The sequence below is a fragment of the Achromobacter xylosoxidans genome, from assembly GCF_001457475.1.
In the GTDB taxonomy this organism is placed as follows: domain Bacteria; phylum Pseudomonadota; class Gammaproteobacteria; order Burkholderiales; family Burkholderiaceae_B; genus Achromobacter; species Achromobacter xylosoxidans.
On record NZ_LN831029.1, the window covers coordinates 6,112,195 to 6,131,840 of the forward strand.

At 67.3% G+C, this 19,646-nt stretch carries 17 protein-coding genes; 4 read left to right on the forward strand and 13 right to left on the reverse strand.

Translation table 11 applies throughout. The features are described from left to right. The 8 genes from AT699_RS27530 to AT699_RS27565 all read right to left on the reverse strand — a co-directional run bounded on the left by AT699_RS27530 (position 1) and on the right by AT699_RS27565 (position 6,647). A complete protein-coding gene (locus tag AT699_RS27530) occupies positions 1-729 on the reverse strand; it encodes a phage minor tail protein L (protein WP_006385695.1) in 729 nt (242 codons plus the stop codon). Positions 730-731: 2 nt separating this feature from the next. After that, entirely contained in the window at positions 732-2,693 is a 1,962-nt protein-coding gene (locus tag AT699_RS27535) for a pyocin knob domain-containing S74 family peptidase (protein ID WP_054499929.1), read from the reverse strand. Next, positions 2,690-3,028: a phage tail protein gene (locus tag AT699_RS27540; RefSeq protein WP_024070534.1), complete on the reverse strand. Its 339-nt coding sequence runs from the start codon at positions 3,026-3,028 to the stop codon at positions 2,690-2,692. The genes AT699_RS27535 and AT699_RS27540 overlap by 4 nt, the downstream gene beginning before the upstream one ends. Positions 3,029-3,030: 2 nt before the next feature. Next, the gene (locus AT699_RS27545; RefSeq protein ID WP_024070535.1) at positions 3,031-4,317 is read right to left on the reverse strand and encodes a phage tail tape measure family protein; all 1,287 of its coding nucleotides are present in this window, start codon (positions 4,315-4,317) and stop codon (positions 3,031-3,033) included. Positions 4,318-4,374: 57 nt separating this feature from the next. Beyond that, positions 4,375-4,665 (reverse strand): phage tail assembly protein T, encoded by a 291-nt coding sequence (locus AT699_RS27550; protein WP_006385691.1) that lies wholly within the window; start codon positions 4,663-4,665, stop codon positions 4,375-4,377. Continuing rightward, on the reverse strand, positions 4,665-5,138 hold the full coding sequence (locus AT699_RS27555; RefSeq protein ID WP_024070536.1) for a phage tail assembly chaperone: 474 nt from the start codon (positions 5,136-5,138) through the stop codon (positions 4,665-4,667). The genes AT699_RS27550 and AT699_RS27555 overlap by 1 nt, the downstream gene beginning before the upstream one ends. A gap of 5 nt (positions 5,139-5,143) precedes the next feature. Next, positions 5,144-5,611 carry a phage tail tube protein gene (locus AT699_RS27560; RefSeq protein ID WP_006385689.1) on the reverse strand — a complete coding sequence of 156 codons (468 nt, stop codon included), beginning with the start codon at positions 5,609-5,611 and terminating at the stop codon, positions 5,144-5,146. Between the two features lie 250 nt (positions 5,612-5,861). Further along, a complete protein-coding gene (locus AT699_RS27565; RefSeq protein WP_232254260.1) occupies positions 5,862-6,647 on the reverse strand; it encodes a hypothetical protein in 786 nt (261 codons plus the stop codon). Positions 6,648-6,727: 80 nt separating this feature from the next. Here AT699_RS27565 and AT699_RS27570 point away from each other — a divergent pair, with 80 nt between their 5' ends. Next, entirely contained in the window at positions 6,728-7,423 is a 696-nt protein-coding gene (locus tag AT699_RS27570) for an XRE family transcriptional regulator (protein WP_053497387.1), read from the forward strand. A 52-nt stretch (positions 7,424-7,475) separates the two neighbouring features. Here the strand turns inward: AT699_RS27570 and AT699_RS27575 are convergent, their stop codons facing one another. From AT699_RS27575 to AT699_RS27585, 3 genes are all read right to left on the reverse strand, one after another. Further along, the gene (locus tag AT699_RS27575; RefSeq protein ID WP_024070538.1) at positions 7,476-8,933 is read right to left on the reverse strand and encodes a DUF1254 domain-containing protein; all 1,458 of its coding nucleotides are present in this window, start codon (positions 8,931-8,933) and stop codon (positions 7,476-7,478) included. 187 nt (positions 8,934-9,120) lie between these two features. Further along, complete coding sequence (locus AT699_RS27580) at positions 9,121-9,669, reverse strand: ureidoglycolate lyase (protein WP_006385685.1); 549 nt, start codon at positions 9,667-9,669, stop codon at positions 9,121-9,123. Beyond that, a complete protein-coding gene (locus tag AT699_RS27585) occupies positions 9,666-9,905 on the reverse strand; it encodes an Arm DNA-binding domain-containing protein (protein ID WP_006385684.1) in 240 nt (79 codons plus the stop codon). The genes AT699_RS27580 and AT699_RS27585 overlap by 4 nt, the downstream gene beginning before the upstream one ends. A 146-nt stretch (positions 9,906-10,051) precedes the next feature. Here AT699_RS27585 and AT699_RS27590 point away from each other — a divergent pair, with 146 nt between their 5' ends. After that, on the forward strand, positions 10,052-10,432 hold the full coding sequence (locus AT699_RS27590) for a cupin domain-containing protein (protein ID WP_006385683.1): 381 nt from the start codon (positions 10,052-10,054) through the stop codon (positions 10,430-10,432). 55 nt (positions 10,433-10,487) lie between these two features. Here the strand turns inward: AT699_RS27590 and AT699_RS27595 are convergent, their stop codons facing one another. Then, positions 10,488-11,738: an MFS transporter gene (locus tag AT699_RS27595; protein ID WP_047991981.1), complete on the reverse strand. Its 1,251-nt coding sequence runs from the start codon at positions 11,736-11,738 to the stop codon at positions 10,488-10,490. A gap of 84 nt (positions 11,739-11,822) precedes the next feature. Next, positions 11,823-13,235, reverse strand: a complete 1,413-nt coding sequence (locus tag AT699_RS27600) for a sensor histidine kinase (RefSeq protein ID WP_024070540.1) — start codon at positions 13,233-13,235, stop codon at positions 11,823-11,825. 418 nt (positions 13,236-13,653) lie between these two features. On the opposite strand from AT699_RS27600, the gene AT699_RS27605 reads away from it, so the two are divergent. After that, positions 13,654-16,755 (forward strand): WG repeat-containing protein, encoded by a 3,102-nt coding sequence (locus tag AT699_RS27605; RefSeq protein ID WP_024070541.1) that lies wholly within the window; start codon positions 13,654-13,656, stop codon positions 16,753-16,755. Further along, complete coding sequence (locus tag AT699_RS27610; RefSeq protein WP_024070542.1) at positions 16,752-19,628, forward strand: WG repeat-containing protein; 2,877 nt, start codon at positions 16,752-16,754, stop codon at positions 19,626-19,628. Before AT699_RS27605 ends, AT699_RS27610 begins: the two co-directional genes overlap by 4 nt. Positions 19,629-19,646 lie beyond the last annotated feature (18 nt).

The window sequence follows — 19,646 nt, forward strand, 5'->3', positions numbered from 1 at the left end:
CTACCCCCTTACCAGGTCGGCGGACGGGAAGCCGCCGAAGTTGATGACTTCGTACTCGCCGAAGCGCTTCTTGCAGTCGGACATCAACCCCGAGCAGCGGTCCAGCGTGGGATCGGTGACCGGCTTGCCGTCCAGGTCGAACATGCGGCTGCCGGTATAGCCGCAATAGGGGCCGCGATAGCCGCCCTTGCGCAGCCACGAACACACGCCGGCGATGATCGGGCGGTCGGGCAGCTTCTGGCCGTTGAAGTCCAGGGCGCTGGAGAGCGAGAACTCCACCACCTGCGCGGTCTCCACGGTCTTCTGCTGCACGATCCAGACTTCGGGCGGCAGTTCTTCCTGCGGATCGGCAGTGGGGTTGCCTTCGGCAAAGTTCACCGCGTCCAGGTATTTGCCCAGCGTGCGGCGCACGACCACGCGCGCGCCCACCAGGTCATCCAGGTGGATGCAGAGGGCGGAGATGACGCCGGGCAGAGGGTCGCCTTTTTCGTCCTGGCCGATGTTGCCCACCCGCAACGTGGGCGAAGGCTGCTGGCCCTCGCCCACCTGCTCGAAGCCCTCGGCCTGGATCGACCACGGATCGTATTGCTTGCCCTGCCAGTGGATGGCCCCGACCTGCATGTAGCCATGGAAGCGCTGTACGGCGCCGCCGATCTCGCTGGCATCCAGCTCGAACAACTCGACCAGCGCGCCGGGCTCCAGTTTCTGTATATCTGCGGTTATCGGCATTCCTATGCCTCCATTTTCGTGAGCGCTTTCACACGTTCTTCGAGCGCATTGATCCGCATGTCGGCATGCTGAAGCGCGGCAATCAGGTCCGGGACGATCTTGGAGTAATCCACCTGCTGGTAGGCGGGAACGGACTCCTCCATGCCCGGCATCTTGATCATTTCGTCCTTGATGCCGGTCACCGCATGAGGAATGAGCGCCTGCAATTCGTGGGCGATCGCGCCGCGGTACCGGATGCCGGCATCGGCCATGCTGTAATCGACGACCCGCACGCCCATGACGCGGCTGTAGCTTTCGGCGATCGGCGTTGCGGCGACATCATGTTTGAGTCGATAGTCGGACGCCGTGTTGTATTGCGTGATCGAGTCGGTGACCTGAATCGACCCCACAAGGCTATTGGCGCTGTTCATGAAGCCCACCGCCACCGTGGTGCCCGCGTTGCGGGGCTTGAATATCAAGCCGTACTCATAATTGGCGCCCAGGTAATTGATCGTCGCGATGTGGGTATACGGCGGCGGCGTCAGCAGATCCGGGCCGAAGACCCAGCGCGACCCGATGATGCGGCCGCGTTCGATATCATCGGTAATGAATCTGACGGGCATGGGACCTCCCCACCCGTTTTTCGTCGTCCCCAACGTGGCCACCCCGGTGCCGCAGGCCATGATCATGGTGGGGGAATTGGGATCGGCGTACGGCGTGGCCCGGAAGATCGCGCCCTTGCCATTGTTGCCGGCCACGGTGAAATAGCAGTTCTCGTCTATCAACGAACGGATCAACGGCCCATTGGCATAGTCCTGCGTGCTGCGGTCCTGCCATATATGAGCGACAGGCGGAGAGAACCGTACATAGCCGCCTTGCGCCTGCGACCAGCGACGCCATCCGGAGCCTTCAAACCAGACGTCGCCACAATCCTCGGTCGCGAGATCGGCGGCATCCGAAATGGCTCCGACGTATCGCCATCGCGTCCATCCCCCCGTAGCGGTTCCGTCGCCCGCGGGGACGAACTGCCTGGAGAATTCCGGTCCGCTCGCGTCTGCTTTCAGGGCGCCGTAGCGCAGACGTTGCATCACCACGCCGGACAGATCGAGGACACTCACCTCGCCACATTGGCGCAGGGCCTGCAACTTGGGATAGTTGGCGCCATTCTCGAGCGTGTAGGCAGTGCGCCACAGGAAAGCGCCAGAGGACTTCATCGAATTGAAATCCACACCGGTTCCCGTGATGTCCTGCACCGTTCCCGCCTCGCGCCAAGGAGTCCAGGCGTTTTGCGACAGAAGGGTACGAAAATACAACCGGGGTGAAGCTTCGCGCGAACTGAGCGTCTGGACCGCCGCGTCGCCCGCCGCTTCGACCAGCAGGAAGGCGGGAGCATTCAATCCGGCAGGAAGATTCGACACGCCCGCGGACGAGGACAGGAAAACCTCCACTGGCTGCTTGTACTCGTTCAAATCGACGTTGCCTTGGACGACCACACACTTGCGCTTGGGACGGTACTCATCCGGCACGGCACCATCGGCGCCGAGGGGCGCCACCCCTTCCGGTTTGCCTTTGTCGCTGCGAGGAAGCGCGGCGTCCGCCGTACCCTGCGCCCGATCCGCCGCATCGGCGGCGGCCTGCGCGGACCGCTGCGCTTGCGATGCCGCGGCGCCCGCGGAATCTGCGCTGGCCTGGGCATGCAGGGCCTTGGCGTCCGCTTCATCGGCGGCCTGTCGCGCTTGCCTGGCAGCCGCATCGGCCGTGTCCCCGGTTCGCTGGGCCGCCACAGCCTTGCCATCAGCGACATCAGCGGCCTTGCCAGCGTCCGCGGCTTTCAATTCGGCGATCGCGGCCGCCGTTGCATTGGCGACCGTACGCCGGTCCAGTTCAGCGATGTTCGCGTTGACCTTATCGAATGCGGATCGCAGTTGATCGCCGGTTTGGTCGTTGGGCGCCGCGCCAATGTTGATCTGCTTTATTGCCGTCATGGTTTGAACACCTGATCCATCGTGAACGACAAGGCGAACATGTCGCCCTCCATGGCGCGCAAGCGCACTTCGCGCGCCTTGTAGTACCCCTGCTCCCCCATCGGCGGTGTCCAGAAGAAAGCGCGGTAGCCCGCATGGCGCTTTACGAATTCGAGAATGGGCCGGACATACGCCTCCCTGCCGACGAACTCCAGCGGCCAGGATTGCGTCGCCGCATGAATGCCATCGGCCGCTTCCTGCTCGTAGCCGTCGCCGAACTGCACGCGCAGGGTCCGGTCCTTGAGCGTGCCGACGGGATTAGGCCGAGGCGACCAGTTGAAGACTTCGATTGCCATGCTCATGCCCCCGCTAAACGGTTGTTGTTGGCTTGCCACGCCAGGCCACCCTGGCGATACGATTGCGACATGCGGCGATCGACCAGCTGCGTGACGTATTCGCCGATCTGCTGGCCGAACTGCTGCCAACCGCCCTGGCCGGATTCGCTGGAGGCACTGACGTTGCCGTCCTGCACGTAGACGTTGACGGCAACGCCGCCCGCGACGGGGTTGGTATCGCCGCCAACGCTCGGGAAGGCCGCGCGAATGCCGAGCGAACCGTCGGCGCCGCGATGCAGCGGCATGATGGCCTCGGGGCCGGCTTCGCCCATGACGCCCATGGGGAAGGCGACGGGACTCGTGACCATGCCGTTGGTGAAGGCGTTGCCCTTGGCGCTGGGGAAGAATGACAGCGCCGTTCCGCCGGAGACGAAGCTGCTGCCAACGGAAATCCCCCCGCCGCCGCTGAAGAGGTCTGAGAGGAACGATCCGGCTTTCCCGATCCATCCCCCCACGCCGCCCTTGCCCTCCATGAAGCTATTGCCCAGCAGGGTTTCCATCAATTTGGCGGACGCCGCCGAGGTCACCATCTTTGCCACGTTGTTCAGGAACGACAGGCCCAGCTTGTCGAACTTGTCCGCAACAAAGTCGTACATCTTCGTGCCCAGGATGTCCTGGATCTTGCTTGCGCCGTTGCGCGCCGATTCGAGCAGCTTGTCGTTCACGTCCAGCATGAAATCGCCGTCCCGCTTCACCAGACCGAGACCGCGTCTTTCCTTGTCGTACTTGTCCTGGCTCAGCGTGCCGTCGTTCAATGCCTGATCGAGCGCCTCCTGCTTCTGACGCTTTTCTTCGTTGGCGGCCGCGTCGGGATTCGCCAGGCTCTGGATATACGCGCTCATCTTCATCTGCGCGCGCAACTTGTCCAACCGCGACGCGCCAGCCAACAGGCTGACCTTGTCGTCATCGCTCTCGCCCGAGAATCTGCCGATCTCGGTTTCCACCCGCATTCGTCCGACTTCCGAGTCCACGCCCAGCAGCGCGCCGGTCTTGCGCATGTCCGCCAGCGTCTGCTCGACGGCTTCCGACCGGATAGCGCGGGCGTTGCGATCCAGCGCCTGCGTCGCCTTGGCCTTTTCAGCCGTTCCCAACTTGGTGACGGCGGTGTTCTTGGCGCCTGCCGTCGCGGTCTTCGCGAGTTCGCTGCCGCGCGCCTTCAGCGCCGTGCAATTCCGGTTGAGTTCGGTGGTCTGCTGCTTCAACGCCGCGGTTTCCGCGGCGATCTGCGCCGCGGTCTGTATGGTTGTCATGGTCCTTTACCTCTCATAGATCCGCCTCCGGCCCGCTTGCGCGGACCGGACACGTCGTCAAGACCCCTTCCCGGCCTTCGACAGCAGGAACGCCTTCAACGCGTCCGCCCCCGCCTCGGCGGGAGGTTCCTCGTCGTGCGCGCCCCAACGCACCAGCATGTCCGTGGCGCGCACCTTGGCGCCGGCGGCCTGCGCCACCGTGGCGGCGAGGCTGGCGGCAAGCAGGTCGGCCCGCTCGTCTCCCAGGGGAGAGGTGCGGTCCAGTTCGCGCCACAAGGACAATTCATGGGTGTCGATGCTGTCCATCAACTCGCCCAGCGTGCGTCCCAGCCGAAGGGCCAGGACCATCAGGAAACGGAGGTCTGGCGTTTCCTGGAGGGCTTTTTTGCGCGCTCCTGCGCACCCTCCCCGAGGTTGCCCAGCTCGATTGCCCTGGCCACCAGCGTGGCGTGGGCCGGCCCATAGGCCGCCGCCACCATGTCGACGTCGTCATCGCTGAAGACGCGCCGCGGGCCATGCTCGGTCTGCTCGAAGAGCGTGCGCACCAGCAGGCTGGCCGAGGCGCGGGTGTAGTCCACGCCCGGCGCGTCCAGCTTGGCGCGCACGGTCTCGTTGTCCTCGCCCGGCACCACGCCCGCGGCTGCCCAGATGGCGCGGATGTGAAACAGGTGGTCGCCGGCGCTGGGCGCGCGCACGATGACGCGCGCGTCCTGCCATTGCGGCACGGTGAGGGTTTCATGCGCGAAGCCGGCCAGCGGATCGGCCGCCAGGCCGCGCACGCCCGCCGCGCGAGCCGGGGAATTGATCGACGTGTCCGTCATGGCGCTCAGCCCCCGTTGGCGGGTGCGTCGGTCATCTTGACGGCGCCGGTCACGCGCACGTTGAACGTGGCGGACACGACGTTGTCCAGCTGGCCTTGCCACTGGTATTGCGTCACCAGGCCGAGGAACTCGAACTTGGCGCCGTCGGCGAAGGTCACACGGAAGGCGCGGGTCTTCTTGTCGCTGCGCGCGGCCACCAGCGCTTTCTGCGCCGGGTCGCCGGCCTTCCAGTTGCCGGCCATGCTGAAGGTGCCGCTGTCGTCCAGGCCCAGGGCGTATTCCTTGGCGGTCGACTTGAGCACGGTGACGTCGATCTCGGTGGTCTGGCCGCCCTGGAAGTTCGGGTCCTTGATGGTGATGGCCAGATCGGCATAAGCCAGGCCAGCCGCGCCCAGGTCCTCGGTGGCCGTGGTCGACACTTCCAGTTGCGTGCCCTGGGTTTGAACGAATTGCGAAACGGTAGTACCTGCCATTGCAGACTCCAAAAAAAAAGCCCGCCAATGGCGGGCAATTGCGGACGCCCGACAAACCGGGGCGGCCACGAAAAAGCCCCGCGGCGAATGCCGCGGGGCTGGATCGGTCTGTCGGGAACGGCATGGCGAACCACGCGGCATGCGTGTTGCGCGATGCCCGTTCCGACGGCTCTCATAAAAAAACCCGCTGGTGCCTTTGGGCGTTCAGCGGGTCTGCGTGGTTCGGGCGCAACTTGCCCCGACGAATCAATTATGCGGAAGCACCGCGCGCGCCGCAAGGTTTGGCGCGATCCGCGTGTCGCACCTGCGGCGCCGTCACCAGCGCGCGGCGGCGCAGCGCGGGCAGCAATGCGGCCTTGGCCTCCTGGTAGGCGGCGTGCTGCTGCTCGGGCGTCAACCGCGGGTTGCTGAAGACGCGCGCGCCGGCCGCCTTGTTGCCGGCATGCACGCCGATCGCCGAGCGCTGCTGCCACGGCAGCTCGTCAATACACAATTCTGTCTGCTCGCCGCGCGTGGCGGCCAGGCGCGCGTCGACATCCTCGTCGTCATAGGCTTCGTCGGACGTCATGCCGCGCGCGAACGCCGCCACCCTGCCCACGCCCAGGTGCGGCCGATAGCCGCGGCTCCAGTGATACCACTCCATGATCAGCGCTTCGACCTGATCCGATTCCTCTCGTGTCATGTTCTGCCCCTTCTGGTGCTGGCCGCGCGCGCCCTCCTGGCGGCTGGCGGCCGCCGCTGCCGGCCGCGCGGAAAGCGAGCGCGCGATGGCCGCGCCCGCCTGCGATGCCGCGGCGATCCAGTCTTGCGGCGCCCGCAGCGCCATGTTTCCTGCCTGATTCATTTGCCGCTCCTTGGCGTTGGGTTCGATGGTGGCGCCCGTCGTCAACACGAGGGGCCGGATGGGTGCCGTGGCGGCACCGCGACGTTGGACGGGCGATGCCGCCGTCCGGATGGGTTGCCGGGAGAAGCGATTAAGTAGCGATACGCTACCCACGCTTCCGTCTGATAACAACACACGTTTCAGGTGATCCATGAGTAGAATTCTACAAATGTATAATCGTCATTTCAACACTTGTTGTTGCACAATTTTCCACAACTGTTTAGCGTCCCATCATGGCTCTCGGAAAACAAATCAGGCACTATCGCGCCGCGCTCGGCCTCACCCTCGAACAACTCGAAGCGCGCACCGGTGTGGGCGTGGGCACCATCGCCGCCCTTGAAGGGCGCGACAGCGAACGCTCCAAGTACGCCTCGCGCCTGGCGGCGGGGCTGGGGCTGACGCTGGAACAACTGCTGGACGAATCCGCGCAATATCCACCGGACGTCGTGCTGGCCGATACCGGCGGGGCGTCGCGCGCGGACGACGGCGCGGCTGGCGACCTGCGCATTCCGCGCTTCGACACGGGCGGCGCCATGGGCGCGGGGGTGGAACTGCGCGACCAGCCTGGTGTGATCCAGAGCCTGCGCGTCAGCCAGGAATGGCTGCACAAGAACCTGCGGCACTACACCGCGGCCGCCAACCTGTGCGTGGTGACCGGTTTTGGCGACAGCATGCGGCCCATGTACAACCCCGGCGATCCCCTGCTGGTGGACCTGGGCGTGGTCAAGGCCGACGTGGATGGCGTGTTCTTCTTTCGCGTCGGCAACGAAGGCTTCATCAAGCGCCTGCAACGCATTCCCAGCGCCCGCGGCCTGCTGATCCGGGCGAAATCCGAGAACACGAAATACGATGCCTGGGACATCACCGAAGACATGGACCTGCAGATTTTCGGGCGCGTGCTGAAGGTCTGGCGCAGCGAGGATCTGTGACGCGCCGCCCGCACGTGCGGCCCGCGAGCCGCGCAGCGGCGCGGCCTATGCCCTATGAACCGGCGCGCTGCACCTGCGGCGTTTGCCAGCTGCCGTCCAGCAAACCTGGCTTGGGCCAGTAGTAGCGCAAGGCCAGCATGAAGGGGCCGGCCGGCGCCGGCAACCAGTTGGCCTGGCCGCCCTTGGCCGGCGCCTGATGCTGGATGCGCAGCGTCAGTCCGCCATCGCGATCGCGCTTGAGCGCGGGCAACATCGTCGAATCGATCACGTAGCGCTGGATGGGGTTGGCCACGACCGATTGCCCCGGCAGCCGGTAGAGCGTGACCGACCAGAAGGCGTTGACCGGCGGCAGGGCGCGCGGCGCGAACCGCAGCGTGTAGGCCTGGGCGCCATCCAGCGGCAGGCCCGCCATGTCGGTGGCCAGCACCGTCGACAGCGATTCTTCGCGGCTGTCGGTGCCCAGGCCGACCTGGGCGCCCGTGGCGCGCGCCAGGTAGTCATTGCGCAATGTCCGGCGATCGCCGAACAAGGTATCGGTCCGGCCGGCCAGCGCCACGCGATGCTTGTCGATGTCGTTCTGGCCGTCATGCATGCCCTCCTGCATGACCAGCCGCAGGCGCGGCGGCATAGCGTCGGTCACCGCTTGCGCGTCCGGGCGGATGCGCAGGCTGTCCAGGCGCTTGCGCAAGGTCTTTTCGCTGTGCGCCACCGGCGCGAATTGCAGCAGGAAGCCCAGCTGGTTGTAGAACTCGAGCGAACTGCGCATCTGCGTGGGCGGCTCGGGCTTGATCCACTGCACCGCCGCGGGCGCCGGTGGCGCGGCCTTCTTCAGGTACGCGGACAGCGGCTGGATCCGGTAGCCGGCCTGAATGCGCTTGACGTTGGCGATGTCCGACTGCGCGAATCGCTGGGTCCGGCCGCTGACGCTGACCAGGTCGGTCTCGGCCCGGATCACCTGGGTGAATCCCTTCGGCGGGGCGCCCTTCCAGCGCGGGCCGGCCACCAGGAACCGACCGCCGCCGTTGCCGGTGGCACGACTGCCGATGTAGGCAAAGTTGTAGCCATACAGGTCCGTCAGCTGCAACGCGAAATAGCGCCTGGACTCCATCGGCGGCACGCTGATGACGACCGGTTCGGCCCGCAGGTCGAGCACGGCCGAGGACGCGGGCGCATCGACATTGGGCGCGGCGGTCGCGTTGTCGTCGGGCGTGACGGCCGGCGCGGCGTGGCTGAAGGTATTGAACGGGCCTTTGTATTGCGCGCCGCCCTGGTCGATGTTGGTGGAATAGATGGCCTGGTAGCGGGCCACCATGGGGTAGCCATACAGGTAGGCTTCCTTGGCGATGCGACGCGCTTCGGGCGCCGACACGCCATCGATGCCGACGAATTGCGATCCCGTGGCCGCATCCGGCGAGGTGAAGCTGCAGCCGCTCACGCTGGCGGCCAGCGCCAATGCGGCAAGGCCACGGACATAAGGGGAAGATCCGGCGCCGGCGGGGCGTATGCGCATTCCATGCTCCAACAGGGGGAGGCGTTGGCAACGCCCGAATGGCGGCAGCGTCGCGGACAGGACAAACAGGCGCTGAAATTCTGGCACATTTCGCAACCGTAGTGAAACCGCGGGACGATGACAGCGTCGCCCCCAGGGCCGCGCCACGGTCCGGCCCGCGCTGGCGAGCGGGCGCACTGTGAGTAAGTCAGTCCTGCGAATGCGGGACGTCCAGCCGGCAAGCGGGGATCGCCGCGATCGCGCTTTCACTGGCGGCGGCGTCGGTCGTCAGGTGCTGGATCAGGTCCAGCGTGGTCGAGCGGCGGGTCAGCATCAGGCAGGTGACCTGCGCGTCCGTCACGCGCGTGGCATGCCAACAGCCGGGCCGCATGCAGACGCCCTGCCCCGGCTCCACGCGAAACGCCGCCAGCGTGGCCAGGTCCGGCGTGCCGTCGGCCGCGCTGCGCGCCACCACCTGGATGATGGCGCCGGTCAGGGGCACGATGGCCTGCTGCGTCAGCAGGTGTTTTTCGAGGCTGGCCACGTCGGCCGAAGCGCTGCGGTAGTTCACCCACAACACTTGCGCATCGCCACCAGCGCCCGTGTTGAACACATGTTCCTGCCAGAAGTCGGTGGCGTCGTTGCTGAACAGCGGAACGCCGTTGCCCAGGGGCATGGGCTTGCCCAGCATCCAGCCGTAGGCGCTGAAGGCATCGGCGGTCAGATCGTGCACGGGCACTGCTGCGGCGCGGGTCATGTCGGGTCCTTGCTGGAGCGGGAGGAAGCGGCGCGTCGGGGGAATTCTGCGTCGTAGTCGAAGTCGCCGCGCGCGATGGCGGCGAGGATGGCGTTGCGCCGCTCGGCGGCGCGCTTGAGGTTGGCGGCGGTGGGCTTGACGCGGATGCGTTCCACGCAGTGCCGGCCCTGGTAGAAGAAGCCGATCTCGATGGACGATTCGGATGCCGGCCGTACGCCGTCAAAGCCTGTGCTCATGCCGACATTGCGCCGGATGCGACCCGACGCCCCCTGGGAAAGTCCCGGATTATCGCAGCTTTTTTCGCCCCCGGACGCCGCGCGCCGCCGACACGGCCGCAACGCTGTTATAACGCGCGTATCGCCCCACCCACTGGAGACGCTCCATGCCGACCGACCTGTCTTCGCATTACGTTTTCCTGGATGCCGCCGGCAACGCCGCCACGGTGGCCGGCGGCGACGCGTTCTGGTCGCTGCCGCGCGACGAACTGCAACGCTATGGGGATGGCTGGCTGGTGTCGGAATACGCCTGCGCCGCGGACTGGTCGCAATGGGAAATGCATCCCCAGGCCGACGAGATCGTGCGCCTGATGTCCGGCAGCGCCGAACTGCAGCTGGAGTGGCCGACCGGCATCCAGGCGGTTCACCTGCGGGCGGGCGACGCCTACGTGATACCCAAGGGCGCCTGGCACACGCTCAAGGTGACGGAGTCCTGTCGCATACTGCACATCACCATGGGCGCGGGCACGCAACATCGGCCGTTGTAGCCACGCCCGCCCTTTGCGGGATCGCGCCGGGCGCCGGCTCGCATCGCGCCCTGGCTCAGCCGGCCGCCACGGCGGCCCCGACGCGCGGCAACTGGCGATCATCGATGGGCCAATGCAGCGCCGCCGACAGGACGCCCAGCGCCATCGCCCCTACCCAGATCAGGTCATAGGAATGGGTGGCCTCGTACACCAGCCCGCCCAGCCAGACGCCGAGAAACGACCCCACCTGGTGGCCGAAGAAGACGAAGCCGAACAGCGTCGTGATGTAGCGCACGCCGAAGACCTGCGCGATCAGCCCGTTGGTGAGCGGCACGGTGCCCAGCCAGACGAAGCCCATGACAGCCGCGAACACGTAGACCGAGCCAGCCGACAACGGCAACAGGAAGAACAGCGCCATGGCGGCGGTGCGCAGCAGATAGATGCCCGCCAGCAGGTATTTGCGACGGTGATGCGCGCCCAGGATGCCGCAGACGTAGGTGCCGGCGACATTGGCGAGCGCGATGATGGCCAGCGCGGCGACGGCATCCGCCGCCCGCATGCCTTTGTCCATCAGGTACGCCGGCAGGTGCGTGCCGATGAACGCCAGCTGGAAGCCACAGGCCAGGAAGCCCAGGTTCAGCAGCCAGAAGCCCGGTTGGGCAAACGCCTGCCGGATCGCGGCGCCCAGCGGCTGCTCATCCGGCGCCGCGCCGCCGCCCGGGGCCTGGCGCGCCGTTTCCTTCAGCGGCCATGCCAGTGGCACGACCACGGCCAGCACCACCGCGAAGATCAGCAGCGCATCGACCCACCCGCGGCTGCCGATCAACCACTGCGCCGCGGGCACCATGGTGAACTGCCCCAGTCCGCCGACCGCGCCCGCCACGCCCAGCGCCCAGCCGCGGCGCTCGGGCGGCACCAGGCGGCTGAGGGCGCCGTAGATCACCGCGAATGCCGTACCCGACAAAGCGATGCCGATACAGACGCCGGCGCTCAGCATGAAGGCGGTGACCGTGCCGGCATGCGCCATCCCGGCAAGCCCCAGGGCATAGCATGCGAGTCCTCCCAGGATCACCTTGGCCGAGCCATGGCGGTCGGCGATCATGCCGGTGAACGGCTGCACCACGCCCCACGTCAGGTTCTGCACCGCCATGGCCATGGCGAAGGTCTCGCGCGACCAGCCTCGCTCCATGGTGACCGGCAGCAGGAACAGGCCCTGCACGTGCCGCACGCCCAGCGCCAGCCCCATGACGACGCCGCCGGCCAATACCATGAGCCACAGATTGCGCGACGCGCGGGAACGATCGGACGGCGAAACGGCGACGGACATGGCGAACCCCTGGCGTGAAGGCGGATCCCGCGCGGGCGGGCGGTTGACGCTATTACAGGGGCGGCGCGGCCGCCGATCAACTGATTAATTTTCGCCGGCTGCATGCGCCGGGGGAATGCCAGCCGGCAGCCACAGCGAGAAGACCGACCCCTTGCCGGGCATCGACCGCAGCGTGATTTCGCCATGCAGCAGGCCCGCCAGGCGGCGCACGATGGCCAGCCCCAGTCCCAGGCCCTGCCCGGCAGGCGGCGAGGCTGGCGCGCCGGCGCCGCGGGTGAACTCGGTGAAAACGGCTTCCTGCAACTCGGGGGCGATCCCCACGCCGGTGTCCCAGACCTGGATCAGTACGCCGCCGCGCCGTCGGCGGGCCGACAGCAGCACGCCTCCCTTGGGCGTGTACGACAGGGCATTGGTGAGCAGGTTGTCGAGGATGCGGCGCAGCAAGGCCGGATCGGTGTCCAGGGCCAGGGAGGTGGGCGCGACCGACAGCCGCAAGCCGCGCGCGCGGGCCAGCGATTCGAAATCCAGGCGGATGTCGTCGAACAGCTGATCGAGATCGACGGCGCGCCCCTCGATCCGCAACAGATGCGCATCCATGCGCGAAACGTCCAGCAATCCATCCAGCAGGCGGTTCAGGCTGTCGAGCACGGTCTGCTGGCGCCGCGCGACGTGCAGCGCGTCCTGCGCCGTGACGTTGCCGCTCTCGGCGCGGCTGACCAGGATGTCGGTGAACATGCCCAGCGCATGCACCGGCTGGCGCAAGTCGTGACCGGCGGCGGCCAGGAAGCGGGTCTTGGCGCGGTCGGCCGCGGCCACGCGGTCGCGTTCGAGCTCCAGGCTCCGGACCAGCGCCGTGTTTTCGAAGCGCAGCGCCACGGTGGTCTTGAGACTGCGATAGGTGACCGCGCTGAAATACAGGTTCACCAGCAACAGGCAGACGCCGAAGGCGGCATACACCAGGTGCAGGCCATCGGCCGCCGCCACGCAGGCCAGGATGAAGGGCGCCACCATGCCCAATGCCGAGCCGGCGTAGGCGGGCGGATAGGCCGACAAGGACGGCACCGCGCCGCTGCACATGCCGGCCAGCATCACACAGCCGAAGGCCAGCATCATGTCCTGCCCCGACAGCACGGCGACCACCCCCGCCAGGCCCCATAACAGGCCCGACGTCCAGGAAAGCAGGCAGAAACCCCGGATCCATGGCCGCAGCGGACCGGGCCCGCGCCGCAGGAAACGATGGCAGACCAGGACCCGCGCCAGGGTCAGCGCGTACACGACGGCGATCCACGACGCCAGCAGCCAATCCGGGGCGGCGTTGCGCATGACGTAGACGACAGGCAGCGCCACGGCGAAATTGGCGAACAGCACGCCATACGATTGCTTGTACAGCAGCGTGGCCAGTTCGGTCGCGACGGCATCGGCAACCGGCGCGGGCGAGGCGGCAGGCGAGGAGAGCCCCGGAGGAGGGGATGGGGAGAACGCGGCTGGGGCGGTCATGCGTGCGGATAGGCCCGTATAATTTTGCATCATTTGACCCTTGCTGCGGCGCCCCGTCCGCTCCCATGCTCCGCCCTTCCCGCCCGGCGCCAAGCATCGAACCGCGCCAGCCCCTTCGCATCTCCGGGACCGGTGGCTGGCCACCATCCCCGGCCAGGCCTGAGCGAGCTGCTGATCATGGTCTGCGCGGACGAATTGTCGCAAGAGCAGCAGCAGCGCGGTAGAAGATGCGCACCCGGCTGTCCCATTAACGGTTCGTGCCTTATCGTTACATTTGCCGGTTTCTTAAGTACTACTGCTGGTTACAGTGCTGCCTTTGCTCCTTTATAGCAGGCATTCCGACCATGCGGCACGTCCGGCTTCGCTTCTTCCGTCCTGTAACGTCCGCGCGCCTTCGCGCACAACACGCGCGCGCATCATGACGCGCGCGTTCGCCCTGCGGCCATTGGCGTTGGCCACGCTGCTGGCCAGCTTCGGCCCCCTGCCCGCCACGGCCGAATCGATCGCGGACTGGCAGCAGGATTGCGTCGGCCGCACGTACGCCATCAACCCCGACGTCAGCTGCAACCGGCCCTATGCCGAAGGGCTGGCCGCGGTGCTGACAGGCAAGGCCAGCGACCAGGCCGGGACCTGGGGCTACATCGACAAGCAAGGCCGCATGGTCATCACGCCGGCGTTCCAGGAAGCCGAGTCGTTCCAGAACGGCCTGGCCGCGGTGCAGCGCGATGGCCTGTGGGGCTATATCGATGCGCGCGGCAACTGGGTCATCAAGCCGCGCTTCACGCGGGCGTCCGGTTTCAACGCCGAAGGCACCGCGCTGGTCGAGGCGGAAGAACGCGACGTGTTGATCAACCGCCAGGGGCAAGTGCTCAAGACCTTCGAACTGGGCACCCGCTCGTGGGGCTTCGAGCCCGGCCAGAAACTCGCGGCGATGGAAATGCCGCAGCCGCCGCAGTTGTTCAACACCGCGACCGGACACGCCCTGACGCTGCCCGCCGACGTGATGACGCTGGCGCGGCCGGAATCGGGCTACCTGCCGGCGCAGCAGCGCAGTCTGCGCTACGGCGGCTGGTGGGGCCTGCTGGATGCCAATGGCCGCTGGGCCATCGCGCCCGGTGTGCTGCGCTCGCAACAGGCGCCGCTGCGCGATGGCGACACGCTGGCCGTGTACCGCCGGGACGAGTGGGAATTCGTGCGCCCCGACGGTTCGCCGCTGACCGCCACCCGTTACGAAACCGTGCAGCGGGTCGTGCCGGGTTTGTGGCTGACCAAACCCCGGGGCAAGGCGCCCTTTGCCTTGCTGGACGCCGCCCTGAAGCCGCTCTACACCTTCACGCGCGACTACCTGAGCGTGGAGGAAGCCGATGGCTGGAAAGTGCTCGCCGACATCGACGCGGTGGTGCTGATAAACCCGGCGGGCAAGCACCAGGTGGTCCCGGCGGTTTTTGGCGATGTCAATGTCAACAACGGCCTGGCCTGGCTTCATGGCCAGGCGCCGTTCGATGCGTCCGCGCCCGACGCGGCCGGGCCGACGAGCGAGGCCGATGCGGCGACCGAGGCTGATGCCGCAACCCAGGCCGATGCTGCGACCGCGGCCACTGCCGCGGCCGAGGCCGATGCCGCGATCGAAACCGCGGCCGCCGACACGGTGACCGCCCCGGCCAACATCGACGTGGCCCAGGATCCGGCCCAGGTCGAAGCCGACGCGCAGGCGGTGGCCGACGCCGCCGCCGCGGGTGCCGAAGCCGCCGCCGCGGCCGCGGACGCCGCCACCAGCGCGGACGCCGGCGGCAGGGATCCCGAAAGGACGCTGGTGCAGATCTACCGGCCCGACGGCACGCCGCTGCTGGATGCAGACACGGTAAAGCAGCTGCGGCAATACCAGGTCATGCCCTTCACCGCCAAGCCTGTCGGCGGCAGGTCCCGCAGCGCGCGGCAGGACCGCGATGGACTGCCGCTGGCCCTGCTGCGCCCGAAGGACTATACGCAGCTGAACGGCATCCTGACGCGCGCCGGCAAGATCGTCACCAATCCGGATTGGGACGACATGAACACCTATGGAGCCGTCGCGCCGCTGGTGGTACAGACCCGCGAACGCCGGTTCGGCACCATCGACGCCGAAGGCAACTGGGTCATGGAACCCCGTTACGCCGGCATTGGCGGCTTCAAGGGCGCCTATGCCTGGGCCCGCACGCCCGACATGACGCGGGGCAACGCGATCCTTATCGATACCCGCGGCACGGTGCAGAAGCTGCCGGCGCAGGTCGCGGCCAACGGCGAGAAGCTCGACGGCGATCTGCTCTACTACTACACGCTGGATGAACGGCGCCAGCGCCGCTGGGGCCTGTGGAACATCCGCGGCGCCAGCGTGGCCGTCAAACCATCGCTGGACCGCATCGACGATTTCGAGGACGACTGGGCCAAGGCGCAGGAAAACGATCGCTGGGGCGTCATCGACCGCCAAGGCAAATGGATCGTGCCCGCCACCTATTCCGGCAGCTACGACCTCGAATACCTGGGCAACGGCCACCTGCTGGCGCGCGAACCGAAAAGCGAGGAGGCCTCCGATTACGGCGACAACTACCGCCTGATCAACCTGCGCACCGGCAAGCGCAGCGTGGTGCTGCACGACAAGCCGCAGGATCTCAAGCAGGGCCGTTACCTGGCGCAAGGCAAGGACGGCGCCACGCTGCTGTTCGACGCGCAGGGCGGCATGACCCGCCTGTTCGAAGGCAAACCCGATCGCCAGGAACAATATGGCGACTGGATCTATGTGCAATACCGCGCCAGCAACGGCGCGATCGATGCGCGCGGCAATCTCAAGGTTTCCGCCGGCACTGGCGAGTTCAACCCGTTCTTCGTCCAACCCGAAGGCCTGGCCCGCGTCTACGACGGCCAGCGCTACCGCGTGATGAACGAGAACGGCAAGGCGCTGCTGGAAAAGCTTGGCGACGGCACGCCGCTGGCGTCGATGAAGCGCGTGGTGTTCCGCGACCGCAAGAACTCGCAAAGCGTCATGACCGATCTGCAGGGCCGCGAGATCACGCGCTTCAAGGGGGAATTCACGATCGAGGAGCGCACCGCCAGCGAAGGCGTGGTGACCTACCGCGGCGACGGCGACCGCTATGGGTTCGTCAACGCCGATGGCAAGCGTATCGTCGGGCCGTACTTCAACCGTCTGGGCCCCCTGCGCGACGGGCTGGCCCTGGCCAGGCGCGACCAGCGCAGCGGCCAGTTGCTGGGCTATATCGATCTGACGGGCCGCTACGTGATCGCGCCTGAATTCGGCTGGGCCGATGACTTCCACGAAGGCCGCGCGCTGGTGCGGCGCGAAGGCCTGCTGGAGTTCATCGACAAACGCGGCGCCACCACGGCGCTGTTCAGCGTCATGTGCGGCGAGGTCATCGTGCTGGATGGGCAGGGCAAGCTGACCTGGCCGCGCGAAAAGCTCACCTGCCCCGACGCCGCCGAAATGGAATACGCGCCCGCCCCCGAATCCGCCAAAGCAGAACAATCATGACCTCACGCGCGTTTCATGCCACCCGCATCGCCTGCGCCGTCGCCGCGCTCGGCGTTTCCCTGTCCGCCCAGGCGCAGTATCGATATGGCCAGGCCAACTGCGTCGACAGCCTGATGGATGCCGCCGCGGTCTACCGCGACCAGGACCAATACGGCCCCACCGGCTGCATCGGCACGCTGTCGGACGATCGCGCCGCCGTGCTGCTGCCATCCGCCCTGGAGCCGATCGACCGGGTCCCCATGGACCAATCCCTGCGCCGGCACGCCTGGGGTTTCGTCGATGGCAACGGCAGGCTGGCCATCAAGCCACAGTTCGAACGCGTGGGCGACTTCCACCACGGCCTGGCGGCGGTGCGCTGGCAAGGCAAGTGGGGGTACGTCGACGCCAAGGGCCGGATGGCGGTGCCGCCGCGCTACGACGCCGCCTTCAGTTTCGTCGAGAATGGGTTGGCGCTGGTGATGCGCGACGGCCAGTACCAACTGATCGATCGCAGCGGCGCGGCGGTCGGCGACGCGATCGATCCCAGCGTCGAAAGCGCGTGGTTGCACGAAGGGTCGCCAGCCAGGCTATCGGTCAGCTACCGCGAAGAATACCGCTCGCCCGATGGCGAACGGCGCTACGCCCGGGACGGCATCCGCATCCTGTCCCACTATGGCAAGGATCTGTTCATCGCGATCGACAACCACGGGATGTATGGCCTGCTCGACGCCAACTGGAACTGGCGCGTGGCGCCCAGTTTCAGCGACATCTCGCAACGCAAGGGCGACGCCGTGGCGCTGGCTATCGGTGAGGAGGAAGTCGTGCTGATCGACGCCGGCGGCGGACTGATCGGCGAAGGCCAGGGCTATCAACGCATGACGCGCGTGGGCAACGCCTTCTGGAGCGCGCAGCTGCCGCGCAAGGGTTACGCCTTGCTGGACGCCTCGGGCAAGACACTGACGACGCTGACCCCGGAGGAAGCGCAAGCGTCGACGCTCCATGACGATACGCTGCTCTATCTGTCGGGCGAGACGCTCAAGGCGTTCGTTCCCGGCCGTGCCGAGCCGGTAACGCTGGGCGCCGGCCTCCAGCCCGTGCAGGAGGAAGGCGGCTACCTGCTGTTGCACGATGCGGCCGGCCAGGTCGCCGGCTTGCTGACGCCCAAGGGCGTCTGGCTGCAGGGCGACAGCGCGCCGCCCTGGCTGGCGAAAGCCAGCCGGCTGACGCTGCGCCAGGGCAAGCTGTGGCTGTCGGACAAGGACGGCCAACTGCTCAACGCACTCGATGCCGACGGCCGCACGGTGCTGCAGCCCGAAGCGCTGCAAGCGGCGCAAGGCTCGCAATTGCAGGACATGCCGCTGGATGTGCCGGGCGGACCGCTCGGCCTGCTGGGCCAGGGCTATTGCCACTGCAACGACGGCGGCGCGGGCCTGCTGCTGGCCGATGGCGGCGTCGCCACCGACCAGGCCTGGAACGAGGTCGTGTCGCTCGATGGCGAGCGCGATGGCTACGCCGCCGACGACGACAACGCCGAAAAGCTCGGCGCCGATCAATTGCGTTTCGCCGCGCACACCAACGAGGGCGTGCTGTTGCTCGATGGCAGCGGCAAACCGATGGACTTGCCCATGCAGCAATACATCGGCGCCTTCCGGCAGGGCTATGCGCTGGTCTACGCCAAGGGGGTGACGCAGCTGATCGACCGCGCCGGCAAACGCTACGCGTTGCCGGATTATTTCGAGGCCGAAGTGGTCGCGCCCGGCCTGGTGCGCTACTTGAAGACCGCCGCCGAAGGCGATCCCTGGGGCCTGTACGATTTCCACGCCGGCAAGGAGGTGTCGGCCCCGGTGTTCCAGTTCATCGGCGGCTTCCGCGACGGCCAGGCGGCCGCCTCGCTCGGCCCCGGCAAGGTGGGCGTGATCGACCTCCAGGGCAAATGGGTCGTGCCGCCGCGCCACCACGACGTCAAGCGCGTCAGCGACAAACTGTGGCTGGTGCAGCAGCCCGGCCCGCAGGAGAACGAGTATCGTCGCCCCACCTCGCTGGTCAATCGCGACGGGCGCGCCCTGACGCCCTTCGAGCCGGGATTGGAGGCCTCGCGCGAAGCCAACGGCACTTTCCTGGCCTATAACGACAAGCAGCGCTGGGTGATCTCGCCCGACGCCTCCGATGCGCTCGATCTGCAGGACGCCAGCTACACGGCGATGGGCGACTGGCTCGCGGTCCGCCGCGCCGACCGCCACGGCTACGTGGACGGCCAGGGCCGCTGGCAGTTCGCGCCCGGCCCGGTGGCCGGCACGGCGTTCCAGGGCGCGCCGGCGCGGGCGCTGCTCAGCGGCGACGATGGCGCGCGCCTGATCGACACGCAAGGCAAGACCGTCGCCAGCCTGCCGGCCGGTGAGTGGTACTGGCCCGCCGGCGCGGATTGGCTGGTGCGGCGCCACGAACGACAGGGCATGCCGGCCACCTCCTATGTCGACACGGCCGGCAAGGTCCGCCTGACACTGGCCGGCAACGCCACGGCATTCTCGGAAGGCCAGGCGGTGGTCGCGCAGCCCAATGGCGGCATGCGCGCGGTCGACGAGAAGGGCGTGGCGAACGGGCCGGCATTCGACTACCTGGGCGCCCGGCACGACGGCCTTTCGATCGCGCTGGTCGGCGATCAATATGGCTATGCGGACGGACAGGGCCGCATGGCGATCGCGCCGGCCTACCTGTGGGCTTCCGACTACACGAACCAGCGCGCCGTGGTGTCGACCCGGGAGCAGTCGATGATCCTGGACGCAAGCGGCGCCGTGCGGGCCCGTGTCGGCATGGAATGCGGCGTGCGCACGCTCTACGGGAGCTACGGCCAGCGGCTGTGGCCGTTGTCGCTGCCGAAGGGCTGCCGTCGGTGAGGAAATGCGCGTGAGCGC

Coding starts and splice junctions, on each gene's coding strand:
- AT699_RS27575 (WP_024070538.1), bottom strand. CDS start 8,933: ATGCGCATACGCCCCGCCGGCGCCGGATCTTCCCCTTATGTCCGTGGC.
- AT699_RS27590 (WP_006385683.1), top strand. CDS start 10,052: ATGCCGACCGACCTGTCTTCGCATTACGTTTTCCTGGATGCCGCCGGC.
- AT699_RS27600 (WP_024070540.1), bottom strand. CDS start 13,235: ATGACCGCCCCAGCCGCGTTCTCCCCATCCCCTCCTCCGGGGCTCTCC.
- AT699_RS27545 (WP_024070535.1), bottom strand. CDS start 4,317: ATGACAACCATACAGACCGCGGCGCAGATCGCCGCGGAAACCGCGGCG.
- AT699_RS27535 (WP_054499929.1), bottom strand. CDS start 2,693: ATGACGGCAATAAAGCAGATCAACATTGGCGCGGCGCCCAACGACCAA.
- AT699_RS27595 (WP_047991981.1), bottom strand. CDS start 11,738: ATGTCCGTCGCCGTTTCGCCGTCCGATCGTTCCCGCGCGTCGCGCAAT.
- AT699_RS27555 (WP_024070536.1), bottom strand. CDS start 5,138: ATGACGGACACGTCGATCAATTCCCCGGCTCGCGCGGCGGGCGTGCGC.
- AT699_RS27550 (WP_006385691.1), bottom strand. CDS start 4,665: ATGGTCCTGGCCCTTCGGCTGGGACGCACGCTGGGCGAGTTGATGGAC.
- AT699_RS27610 (WP_024070542.1), top strand. CDS start 16,752: ATGACCTCACGCGCGTTTCATGCCACCCGCATCGCCTGCGCCGTCGCC.
- AT699_RS27565 (WP_232254260.1), bottom strand. CDS start 6,647: ATGGATCACCTGAAACGTGTGTTGTTATCAGACGGAAGCGTGGGTAGC.
- AT699_RS27540 (WP_024070534.1), bottom strand. CDS start 3,028: ATGGCAATCGAAGTCTTCAACTGGTCGCCTCGGCCTAATCCCGTCGGC.
- AT699_RS27580 (WP_006385685.1), bottom strand. CDS start 9,669: ATGACCCGCGCCGCAGCAGTGCCCGTGCACGATCTGACCGCCGATGCC.
- AT699_RS27570 (WP_053497387.1), top strand. CDS start 6,728: ATGGCTCTCGGAAAACAAATCAGGCACTATCGCGCCGCGCTCGGCCTC.
- AT699_RS27530 (WP_006385695.1), bottom strand. CDS start 729: ATGCCGATAACCGCAGATATACAGAAACTGGAGCCCGGCGCGCTGGTC.
- AT699_RS27585 (WP_006385684.1), bottom strand. CDS start 9,905: ATGAGCACAGGCTTTGACGGCGTACGGCCGGCATCCGAATCGTCCATC.
- AT699_RS27560 (WP_006385689.1), bottom strand. CDS start 5,611: ATGGCAGGTACTACCGTTTCGCAATTCGTTCAAACCCAGGGCACGCAA.
- AT699_RS27605 (WP_024070541.1), top strand. CDS start 13,654: ATGACGCGCGCGTTCGCCCTGCGGCCATTGGCGTTGGCCACGCTGCTG.